At 71.1% G+C, this 9,468-nt stretch carries 11 protein-coding genes and 3 pseudogenes; 10 read left to right on the forward strand and 4 right to left on the reverse strand.

Annotated elements, in window-relative coordinates; all coding sequences use genetic code 11:
* Nucleotides 1-280 precede the first annotated feature (280 nt).
* The gene (locus ACY45C_RS06275) at nucleotides 281-967 is read right to left on the reverse strand and encodes an ArsR/SmtB family transcription factor (protein ID WP_462186705.1); all 687 of its coding nucleotides are present in this window, start codon (nucleotides 965-967) and stop codon (nucleotides 281-283) included.
* A gap of 93 nt (nucleotides 968-1,060) precedes the next feature.
* On the opposite strand from ACY45C_RS06275, the pseudogene ACY45C_RS06280 reads away from it, so the two are divergent.
* The 3 genes and pseudogenes from ACY45C_RS06280 to ACY45C_RS06290 all read left to right on the forward strand — a co-directional run.
* Nucleotides 1,061-2,092 (forward strand): annotated as a pseudogene (locus ACY45C_RS06280) (MBL fold metallo-hydrolase); the annotation flags it as partial.
* 39 nt (nucleotides 2,093-2,131) lie between these two features.
* Nucleotides 2,132-3,595 (forward strand): MFS transporter, encoded by a 1,464-nt coding sequence (locus ACY45C_RS06285; RefSeq protein ID WP_462186724.1) that lies wholly within the window; start codon nucleotides 2,132-2,134, stop codon nucleotides 3,593-3,595.
* Between the two features lie 135 nt (nucleotides 3,596-3,730).
* On the forward strand, nucleotides 3,731-3,952 hold the full coding sequence (locus ACY45C_RS06290; protein ID WP_462186706.1) for a hypothetical protein: 222 nt from the start codon (nucleotides 3,731-3,733) through the stop codon (nucleotides 3,950-3,952).
* Nucleotides 3,953-4,025: 73 nt separating this feature from the next.
* Here ACY45C_RS06290 and ACY45C_RS06295 read toward each other — a convergent pair whose 3' ends face one another.
* Together ACY45C_RS06295 and ACY45C_RS06300 are read right to left on the reverse strand one after the other, a co-directional pair.
* Nucleotides 4,026-4,502, reverse strand: coding sequence for a DoxX family protein (locus ACY45C_RS06295; protein ID WP_462186707.1), 477 nt, complete (start codon nucleotides 4,500-4,502; stop codon nucleotides 4,026-4,028).
* A 159-nt stretch (nucleotides 4,503-4,661) separates the two neighbouring features.
* A pseudogene (locus ACY45C_RS06300) lies at nucleotides 4,662-4,806 on the reverse strand (hemerythrin domain-containing protein); the annotation flags it as partial.
* Nucleotides 4,807-5,016: 210 nt separating this feature from the next.
* Between ACY45C_RS06300 and ACY45C_RS06305 the strand changes: the two are divergent.
* From ACY45C_RS06305 to ACY45C_RS06335, 7 genes are all read left to right on the forward strand, one after another.
* The gene (locus ACY45C_RS06305) at nucleotides 5,017-5,301 is read left to right on the forward strand and encodes a hypothetical protein (RefSeq protein ID WP_462186708.1); all 285 of its coding nucleotides are present in this window, start codon (nucleotides 5,017-5,019) and stop codon (nucleotides 5,299-5,301) included.
* A 128-nt stretch (nucleotides 5,302-5,429) separates the two neighbouring features.
* On the forward strand, nucleotides 5,430-5,942 hold the full coding sequence (locus tag ACY45C_RS06310) for a nuclear transport factor 2 family protein (protein WP_462186709.1): 513 nt from the start codon (nucleotides 5,430-5,432) through the stop codon (nucleotides 5,940-5,942).
* Nucleotides 5,943-5,961: 19 nt separating this feature from the next.
* A complete protein-coding gene (locus ACY45C_RS06315) occupies nucleotides 5,962-6,474 on the forward strand; it encodes a nuclear transport factor 2 family protein (RefSeq protein WP_462186710.1) in 513 nt (170 codons plus the stop codon).
* A 167-nt stretch (nucleotides 6,475-6,641) separates the two neighbouring features.
* Nucleotides 6,642-7,313, forward strand: a complete 672-nt coding sequence (locus ACY45C_RS06320; RefSeq protein ID WP_462186711.1) for a TetR/AcrR family transcriptional regulator — start codon at nucleotides 6,642-6,644, stop codon at nucleotides 7,311-7,313.
* Between the two features lie 170 nt (nucleotides 7,314-7,483).
* Complete coding sequence (locus ACY45C_RS06325) at nucleotides 7,484-7,666, forward strand: hypothetical protein (protein WP_462186712.1); 183 nt, start codon at nucleotides 7,484-7,486, stop codon at nucleotides 7,664-7,666.
* 498 nt (nucleotides 7,667-8,164) lie between these two features.
* Nucleotides 8,165-8,500 (forward strand): type II toxin-antitoxin system RelE/ParE family toxin, encoded by a 336-nt coding sequence (locus ACY45C_RS06330; protein ID WP_462186713.1) that lies wholly within the window; start codon nucleotides 8,165-8,167, stop codon nucleotides 8,498-8,500.
* 20 nt (nucleotides 8,501-8,520) lie between these two features.
* The gene (locus tag ACY45C_RS06335; RefSeq protein WP_462186725.1) at nucleotides 8,521-8,817 is read left to right on the forward strand and encodes a helix-turn-helix domain-containing protein; all 297 of its coding nucleotides are present in this window, start codon (nucleotides 8,521-8,523) and stop codon (nucleotides 8,815-8,817) included.
* Between the two features lie 171 nt (nucleotides 8,818-8,988).
* Here ACY45C_RS06335 and ACY45C_RS06340 read toward each other — a convergent pair.
* Nucleotides 8,989-9,468, reverse strand: a pseudogene (locus tag ACY45C_RS06340) (hypothetical protein); the annotation flags it as partial.

Genomic DNA, 9,468 nt, shown 5'->3' on the forward strand with positions numbered 1-9,468 from the left:
GCCGAGCCGACGACGCACTGACCATCCACGCAGGGCCTGGGGCGAGGACCGAGAGGTCGCCGCGGGTTCGGTGACCGCTGGTCGGCCTACGTCGCGTCCACCCCGGCGTTCATCGCACGCCACCATCGCGCCGTCGCCGGGGACCGGGAGGAGGGGCCAGGCGGACAAGCCGTGGGGACGGCAGTCCCGGTAGGTCAGCGCGCCGGGCTCTTCCCCGATCCCGAGTCACCCCAGGCTTGTCGCATTCAGAGCGCGGCGCGGAGGGACACTTCGCCGGGTTCTATGCTGCGGCCGTCTGGACGGGGAGGCCGGCGAGGCGCCATTCCAGCATGCCGTCGGCCAAGCGTGCCGCGGTGCGTCTCTGGGCGTGCAGGAAGCGGACGGCGTCGTGGGCTAGCACGCAGTACGCGCCACGGCAGTAGGCCACGATCGCCGCGTCGGCGGGGATCTCGTCGAGCCGGTCGGTCAGCTCCTCCAGCGGGATGCCCAGCGCGCCGGGAATGTGGCCCTGGAGGTACTCCTCGGTCGGGCGGACGTCGAGGACGACGGTCCGGCCTGTGCGTACCTGTTCGAGCAGGTCGTCGCGGGTGACCTCCTGTACCGGTTCGCCGCCGTCGGCCGCGCCCGTCACGCCGAGGTAGGCGATGCGGGCCGCGTCCACGTCGGCGAGGTGGGCGTGGGCGACCGAGCGCAGGTGGGTGTAGAGGGCGGCGACGTCGTCGCCGGCCAGTGAGTAGTGGATGCGGGTGCCGTCACGGCGGGTGGTGACCAGGCCCGCTTGGCGCAGCGTCTGAAGGTGCGCTGAAGCGGTGGTCAGGCCGAGGCCGGCGGCGCGGGCGAGGGCGTCGACGCTGCGTTCGCCCTGGGCGAGCAGGTCGAGTAGCTCCAGCCGCTTGCCGCTGGCCAGTGCCTTACCCACCCGGGCGAACTGCTCGTAGAGCGCGGCTTTGCGGTCCCGATCACCCACAGCGGACTCCCACGGACTATATTCCAGTAATCTCTGGATTACTGTATAACCGGGGTGGCGGCATGCTGCCGCGGAGCTGCTCGGGAGGTCGGCATGGCAGCGATCGAGGTCGGGGCAGGGCTGGTTCCCCTCGTCGACGAGGGGCTGGGGAATTCGACCTACCTGGTCGAACTGGGTGACGGCCGGGCGCTGGTGGTGGACCCGAGCCGGGACCTGCGCACGCTGCGGGCCGCCGCCGACGCCCGCGGGCTGCGTGTCGCGTTCGTCGCCGACACGCACCTGCACGCCGACTTCCTGTCCGGCGCCCGCCAGCTCGCCGCCGACGACGGGGCCCGCATCCTGGCCTCAGCCGCCGGCAACCGCACGTTCCCCCACATCGGGCTGCGGGACGCCGACGACGTCGACCTCGGTGGGCTGCGGCTGCATGCGGTGGCCACACCGGGTCACACGGCGGAGCATCTGGCGTTCGTCCTGTTCGACGGCGACAGGTCGCTCGGAGTGTTCACCGGCGGGTCGCTGCTGGTGGGGGCGGCGGCCCGCATCGACCTGGTCGCGCCGGACCGGACCGAGGCGCTCGCCCGCGCCCAGTACGCCTCGTTGCAGCGACTGCTGGACCTCGGCGACGACGTCGCGGTGTGGCCCACCCATGGCGCCGGATCGTTCTGCTCCGCGCCGCCGGGCGCGGAGCGGACCACGACAATCGGCCGGGAGAAGGCCACCAACCCGCTGCTGCACGCCGGCAGCGAGGACGCGTTCGTCGCCGCGCTGCTGGGCTCGCTCGGTAGCTTCCCGCCCTACTTCCTGCGCCTCGGCGATGCCAACCGCCGTGGCCCCGCCGTTCTCGACGCGCCGCCTGCGCTGGCCTGCCTGGACGTGTCCCAGGTCCGGGCGCTGCTGGGCGAAGGAGCCGAACTACTCGACGTGCGCCCGCTGCCCGACGTCGCAGCCGGTCACATCCCCGGAGCACTGTCGATCCCGCTGCGGCCGGCGTTCGCCAGTTGGCTGGGCTGGCTTGCGCCGCACGACCGGCCGATCATCGTCATCCGCAACGCCGACCAGGACCCGGCAGAGATCCTCTGGCAGGCGCTGAAGATCGGCTACGACAATCTGGCCGGCGGCCTCGACGCATGGACGGCGGCCGGCCACCCGACCGCCACCATCCCCCTGGTCCAGCCCGGTCGGCTCGGCACAGCGCACGTCCTCGACAGCCGCCAGCACGCAGAGTTCACCGCCGGGCACCTGCCCGGCGCCATCCACGTCGAGCTCGGCGACCTGCCAGCCAGAGTGGATGATCTGCCCGCCATCCTGCCTGCGGGGCCGACGGTCGTGATGTGCGGGCACGGGGAACGCGCCATGGGCGCCGCCAGCCTCCTCCTGCGCGCCGGCCGCCGCGACCTCGGCGTCCTCGTCGGCGGGATGCTCGGCCAGGAACGCACCGTCCTGCCCCTGCTCGCTGAGAACACCTTCGGCCTGACCGCCTACACCGCCGCGCTGACCTACATCGTCGCGTTCGGAGCCACGAAGGCCGCCACCAACTACCTGGCCGGCGCGCTGTCGGACCGGTACGGCCGCAAACCGGTCCTGGTGACCGGCTGGGTGGTCGCCGCGCCCGTGCCGCTGCTGCTGATCTGGGCGCCCACCTGGGGCTGGGTGGTCGCGGCGAACGTGCTGCTCGGGGTAAGCCAGGGGCTGACCTGGTCCACGACCGTCATCATGAAGATCGACCTGGTCGGGCCGGCGCGGCGCGGGCTGGCGATGGGATTCAACGAGGCCGCCGGTTACCTCGCCGTCGCGGTTACCGCCCTGGCCACCGGCTACCTGGCAGCCCACCACGGGCTGCGCCCCGCCCCGTTCCTGGTCGGGATCGTCTACGCTGCCCTCGGCCTGGGCCTGTCCACCCTCGCCGTCCGCGAGACCCAGGGACACGCCCGCGCTGAAGCCGCCGGCCACCACGCCCGCCCGGACGGGATGCACGACCACCTCCACGGCGGGCTCACCCCCCGGCGGATCTTCACCCAGACCAGCTTCACCGAACCTGCGCTGTCCGCGGTCAGCCAGGCCGGAATGGTCAACAACCTCAACGACGGCCTCGCCTGGGGCCTGTTCCCCATCCTGTTCACCACCGCCGGGCTGTCACTGACCCGCATCGGCATCCTCGCCGCCCTCTACCCCGCCGTCTGGGGAGTCGGGCAACTCGCCACCGGCGCGCTGTCGGACCGCATCGGCCGCAAACGACTCATCATCGCGGGCATGGGCATCCAAGCCTGCGCACTTGCCGTGGTCGCCGCCGGACATAGCTTCACCGTCTGGGCGGTGGCCGCCGTCCTGCTCGGCGCCGGCACCGCCATGGTCTACCCCACCCTGCTGGCCGCCGTCGGCGACGTCGCCCACCCCGCCTGGCGCGCCCGCGCCGTCGGCGTCTACCGCCTCTGGCGCGACAGCGGCTTCGCCATCGGGGCGCTGCTCGCCGGAGCGATCGCCGACCTCGCCGGCATCCCCGCCGCGATCTGGACCGTCACCGCCCTCACCGCGGCGTCCGGCCTCGTAGTCGCCGTCCGGATGTATGAGACGCATACCCCCGCTGCCCAGCCGCGACGACAGACAGCACAACGAGAGACAGCACACTGACCGCGACGAGGCGCGGTCCGGGCCGGGGCCGCGCTGACCGGACAACGTCCGCCAGCAGCCGCAGCAGCCGCAGCAGCCGCCGTGGCCGGCGGCCCGCGCGGGCACCCTCACCCTGCCCGCCCTTCAGGAGGAACCGTGCCCGCCGTGTCTCACCCCATCTTCGCCCGGGTCTACCCGCGCCTCAGCGCGGCGTTCGACGCGGCAGTGGTCGCGCTGGTGCTGTGCACCGTGCCTGACCAGGCCGCCGCGCTGACCCGTCACTACGCAGATAGCGCGCTGCACAGCCGCACCGACGTCCATGTCCTCATCGCTACCCTGCTACCCGACACCGCACTGCCCCCACCACCCGCCCGCTGACCGGGTCCGCCACCGCCCCGCGGACCAGTCAGCGCAGCCCGGCTGGTCCGCGGTTACCGGACACCGAAACGCCTCACGGCGAGGCTGGACGGCGGCCGGTGAGGTGGCGAGCGAGCAGGGCGTCGAGGGAATACCGTCCCGGTCCGCCGATCAGGAGGAAGAGCAGGCCGAGGAGCATCGACCAGTCGGTGCGGGCGTCGTGCGCCATCCCCCAGAAACCTGACACGCCGAGGAAACCGGCCGGTTGCAGCTCGCGTAGCTTGGTCAGGACGATCGCGAGGCAGATGTCGACCAGCAGCGGCAGGCATGCCAGCCGGGTAAGCAGGCCGGCCAACAGCAGACAGCCACAGACGATCTCGATGGTTCCGTCGAAGTAGGCGAAGAACCCGGGCGCCGGAATACCGATCTTGTCGAAGCGGCCCGGGCCGAGCTTGTCCGGGAACAGGAACTTCTGGATGCCCTCGGGCACAAACACCGCGCCGACGAGCAGCCGGATCAGAATCGTCTCCGCCGGCCCGTCCGCCTTGAGCGCCCTGACGACGTCCGGCATCTTTGCCTCCCTTCTCCTGCTCCGGTGAGCTGCCCCGAGGCAGACGACCGGTCACGGTGACCGTGATGGCGGGCTATCCGCGCGGGGTGAACTGGGACAGCTCGTAGATGCCGAGCTTCTTTTCGGCCGCGGCGACCTGGGTGACGACGTCGGCGAAGCCGTCAGACGGCCGGCTTGCTCCAGAGGGAAAGACATACCGCTCCTCCACCTGCTCGTGGTAGTCCTCCACGAAGGTGCGAACGATCTGCGCGCTGGCCGCCAACGCCTGGACCGGCGGCGGCTCACCCACCTCCAGACGTCGAATTCGAGGAGATCGAGTACCGGCCGGACGCGCTGGTCTTCGGAGTGAGGTCGCTGCCCGTGAGCTGGTGAGCGTCGCGGCCGAGAACCAGCTAATCCCATGAGTCGTGTGTTCCATACTCATGAGTTCGGCCTCCAGGACTTCATGATATGCTTTTGCCGACCTCCGAGGTCGTATCTCTGTCTATGGAATCCGACCGAGTGGAGAGGCCTGATGGCGCGGGTGCCCCAGGACCGGCTCGATCCCGTACTGCGCCGCATGATCGCCGCGGCTCTGCTCGGCGGCTACGCCGCGCACGTCCTTCGCCCCCGTGGCACGCCACCGCTGATCGACCTGCGCCTGTTCGACCGCCCCGCGTTCGGCGCCAGCGTCGTGGCGGCCGCCCTGCTGCTGGCGCCGTTCGGGCTCGGCTCGGCGCTGGTCATGCCACTGGCCGGGCGGCTGTCGGACCGGCTCGGCTCCCGGGTGCTGGCGGTCGGCGGGGCCGAGCGTGTGTGAGGCCGGGCGTGCGTGACGGCGATCCGTCTACGACGGCTCGATCATCGAGTGGGCCGCGCGGGCCGACCTGCCGATGGAGGTCGGCTGAGCATGTCCGGCAGAACGTTGACACCGAAAGGCCACCGAACGTGACACTTCCCGACCTGATCGCGTCCGACGACACGGACGCCCGGCTCGCGCGGCTGGACGCCGAACGGGAGATCCTGCGGACCTTCACGCGGTTCTTCCGGCTCCTGGGCACCCGGCAGTACGAGCGTGTCGCGGCGGAGTGCCTCACCCCGGACGCCGAGCTCGACCACCACCTGCCGGGCCCGCGCCGGCTGCGCGGCCGGGACGAGATCACGCGCTACCTGCTCACCGAGTTCGCGGCACGGACCGAGATGGTCGCGCACGTTCCCGGCCTCACCGTCGTCGACTGGGACGACAACGGCGAGCCGCGGCTGTCCGCCTACACCACGGACTGGCACTGGTTCACCGCCAACGCCCGGCTGGGCGAGCTGCGTCCCGCGGACTGGACCGCGGTCGGCCTGGTCGAGGACGCCTACCGCCAGGAGGGCGGCCGCTGGCTCATAGCCCGGCGCCGGGTGACCCCGGTCGCGGGGCTGGTCGCCACCGGCTCGCCGCCGCCGATCGCGCTGTGACGGGACGGAGCCGAACATCATGACGACCGCCCTTGACCGGCTCGGCCGCCTCGAGGCGGAGCGGGCCATCCTCGGGACGCACTTCCGCTTCTTCCGCCTCACCGACCTCAGTGAGTTCGAGCTGCTCGGCCGGCAGTGCTTCACCCGCGACGCGCGCATCGAGTACCGGATCATGCCCGGCCCACCGCAGCGCTTCGCCAGCCGTGACGAGTTCGTCGGCTTCATGCTCGCCGCCGGCGGCCACCATCGGTTGTCCGGGCCCACGATCGCCCACACCAGCGCGCCCCCCGACATCGACTGGAGCGGCGGCCAGCCCCGGCTCACGGGCTACGCGACCGTCTGGCACTGGGCCGCGACCCGGGACTTCGGAGGGCGGCCCCGGCCAGCGGACTGGACCACCATCGGGCTCGTCGAGGACGTCTACCGCTGCGAGGGGGGCCAGTGGCTCATCGCGGACCGTCTCATCACCCCGGCCGCCGGCCTGGTCGCCACGGGCGCCTCGCCGGGCCCCGGCCGCCCCGCACCACGCTGAGCCCGCGTCACCGGGCTGGCGTTCCGCCGGATCCCGGCGGGATCCCACCGGATCCCGCCGGCCCGGCGGACGACGCGCCGACGACGTTACGATGAACCGATGAGCGCACCGCAGGCGCCCGTCGGCCGGCGACACGGTGACCAGCCGGATCTCGTGACCAGGCGAACATGGTGACCAGCCGGGCTACGTTCGCCGGCGCGGCCCCGCCGGTCGAGCGGGCGTTGTCGCGTGGGCGCATCGACAAACGGGCGGCGATCCTCGATGCCGCCTTCGACGTCTTCGCGCGCCGGGGTTACGAGCAGACGAGCGTGAAGGAGATCGCCGACGAGGCGAACGTCGCCAAGACGACGGTCTACAGCCACCTGGAGGACAAGGAGCACCTGTTCCGCCAGACGATGGCGGCCGCGGCGGCGGCGGCGCTGGCGGAGAACCTCGCCGCTCTCGACCGGCTCCGCGATCCCGGGGACGACCTGCGAGCGGCCCTGGAGGAGACCGCGGCGCGGATGCTCGAGGTGTGCTGCGGCCATCGTTCCCGGGCGCTGCGTTGGCTGACCTACGGCCAGGCCGCTCGCTTCCCCGACCTGATCGACACCGTCCAGGGGCGGACGTCCGTCCAGCTCGGTGAGGCGTTGGCCGACCGGTTCGCCCGGTTGTCTCTCACCGGGGGGCTCCGCCGCTGTGACCCCGCCGAGGCCGCCGAGCAGTTTCTCGCGCTGCTCGTCGGCCCTGTGGAGACCCGGAGCCGGATGGGCACCCGCGACCTTCCTCCGGAGGAGATGCGCGGGCTGTCCCGGTCCGCGGTGGACACCTTCCTCCGGGCGTACGAGCCGTCCTCCTGACGTACTTCCCGACGTCGTACTTCCCGACGTCGTAGCCGCCGGCTCGACCCGAGGTCCCGGCGGGACCTCCCCGTAGTCCGGAGTACGGGACCGGCAGCCTGCGGTCGGGACAGGTCAACGCTATCGGCCGGATCGGCCGCGCGGAGGAGGCCGCGCTGAAAGGCGCGCCGGTGCGGCTGCAGTCGTACACGATCCCCGGAGTCGGCTACACGCTCGGATTCAACAACGCCAAGCCGGTCCTGAAGGACGCCGCGGTGCGCAAGGCGGTACGTGGAAAGGCGTCTCTTGCCGCGCAGCGCGTGATCCATGCATTGTGTAGCATCCTGATTGCCGGCCGATTACTCCTGTGGTGATGATCCTGGACCCGGGCCGCGCCGAGTCGCTTCTTGCGTGATCGATGCCAGGATGAGGCGCCGACGCCGCGCCACCGGGCCTCGGGCTATCGCGCGCAGGCTCCGTGTCCGAGGCGAGGGGCAGCGTCCGACCCTCGGGGAACCCGGTGCGCTGGTGTGGCTCGCGGATCATCACCTCTGCCGTGCGAATGCCAGTCCGATGGGGCCAGGCGATGCACGTGCGTCGGGGTCGACCGTCAGATGTTTTGTCGCGGTATTTTGGTCGGTATTCCGGCGCTGAGATCGGCTTCCGGGCCATACATCGATGTGGATCACGTTCAGGGGCACCGATTGACGATCGAGGGCTCAGCCCACCCCGGGAGCCGAGCTCCACCTTCGGGTCTCCTGTATCGCAGGAGATGATTCCGTGGGGCTGGTGCACGGCGTGTCGTGGTCTGGCAGGTGGCCGTGTCGGTCCTGACGGGTGGACCGCAGCCGCGCGGCTATAGCGTCAACGCTATGACCTGGGGTACCGTCGAGCTGGAACCGGAAGTTCGGGACTGGCTGGAACGGCTGCCGACCGCGCATTTCGCGACGGCTGCTTTCTACGTGGATCTGCTCGCCGAGCAGGGTCCGTTGCTGGGTGAGCCGTACACGCGGCAGCTCGACGGCAAGCTGCGGGAGCTGCGGTTTCATCTGGAGGGCCGGGCGATCCGGGTGACCTACTGGATCGCGCCGGGTCGGAGGGTGGTGCTTCTGACGGTGTTTGCCAAGTTGCGGATGAGGGAGGTCGCCGAGGGATCCAGGGCGAGGCGCGCTGGCGCGCTGCCTGACAGGGTCGCACACGGCGGGTGAGAATGAGGGGGATGACGGCGATGGCTGAGCGGGCGGACTGGGTGGGGCTGAGGGAACGCCGGATGGGCGAGCCGGGCGCGCGCGAGGCCTACCAGGCGGCCAGGCTGGCCTTTGAGCTGGGTAGGTCGGTGCGGGAGCTGCGCCAGCGGCGTGCCTGGAGTCAGGTCGAACTGGCCCGCGCGGCGGGCATGACGCAGTCGGCGGTGGCGCGGTTCGAGGCCGGTGGCACCGTACCGACGCTGCCTGTGCTGGAACGGCTCGCCGAGGCTCTCGACGCCGACCTCGACGTCCGCGTCATCCCTCGTTCAGTGGCGTAGCGGGCGTCCGGACCCACCAGAGGTTCGGAACATGCGTTTGACTCGATAGATGATGTTGCCTGCCCGCTGTGGGGTTCGAGTCGTGGCTGGGGCGACCTGTTAGCCGAACTAGTGGAGCGTGATTCCACTTCATTTATTGCCGGTATTTTCCTAGAATCTCGACTTTCGTAGTTATGCGGCGTCGGTCTCCCAGGCCAGCCGGAGGGTGTGGATTTCTGCTGGTGTCGGCTGCTCGGGGTGTGTGGCCTGATATTTGGCGGCGATGAGGACGCGGCGGAGCTTGGCGAGGATGTCAGCGGTGGAGGGGCGGGTCTTGGTGGTGTACCAGGGTGCGCGGTCGCGGTGGTCGGTGGCGTCGTCGGGGTGGTGGCTGGCGGTGGCGTACCAGCAGGTCGCGAGGGTTTGGCAGGCCAGTCCGAACGGCACGGTGCGTTCGACGGCGTGGGCTTTCCGGTTGCGGGCCTGGCCGACGCCGATGAGCTGTTTGGCGTCTTCGATGGCGACTTCGATCGACCAGCGGGCGGCGTAGCGGGTGACGAGGTCGGCGGGTCTGGTGAGGGTGTCGGTGGTGACGAGTGCCAGGTCGTGGGTGCCGGCACGGCCGGCGTTGTCGCGGACGAGGATCACGGTGACCGGGCGGGTGCCGAAGAC

Source organism: Frankia sp. CcWB2 (assembly GCF_977927585.1).

Bases quoted from the DNA above. Each gene is read 5' to 3' on its own strand.
- ACY45C_RS06305 (WP_462186708.1), top strand. From the start codon at position 5,017: ATGGCGCGGGTGCCCCAGGACCGGCTCGATCCCGTACTGCGCCGCATG.
- ACY45C_RS06330 (WP_462186713.1), top strand. From the start codon at position 8,165: ATGACCTGGGGTACCGTCGAGCTGGAACCGGAAGTTCGGGACTGGCTG.
- ACY45C_RS06315 (WP_462186710.1), top strand. From the start codon at position 5,962: ATGACGACCGCCCTTGACCGGCTCGGCCGCCTCGAGGCGGAGCGGGCC.
- ACY45C_RS06295 (WP_462186707.1), bottom strand. From the start codon at position 4,502: ATGCCGGACGTCGTCAGGGCGCTCAAGGCGGACGGGCCGGCGGAGACG.
- ACY45C_RS06335 (WP_462186725.1), top strand. From the start codon at position 8,521: ATGGCTGAGCGGGCGGACTGGGTGGGGCTGAGGGAACGCCGGATGGGC.
- ACY45C_RS06320 (WP_462186711.1), top strand. From the start codon at position 6,642: ATGGTGACCAGCCGGGCTACGTTCGCCGGCGCGGCCCCGCCGGTCGAG.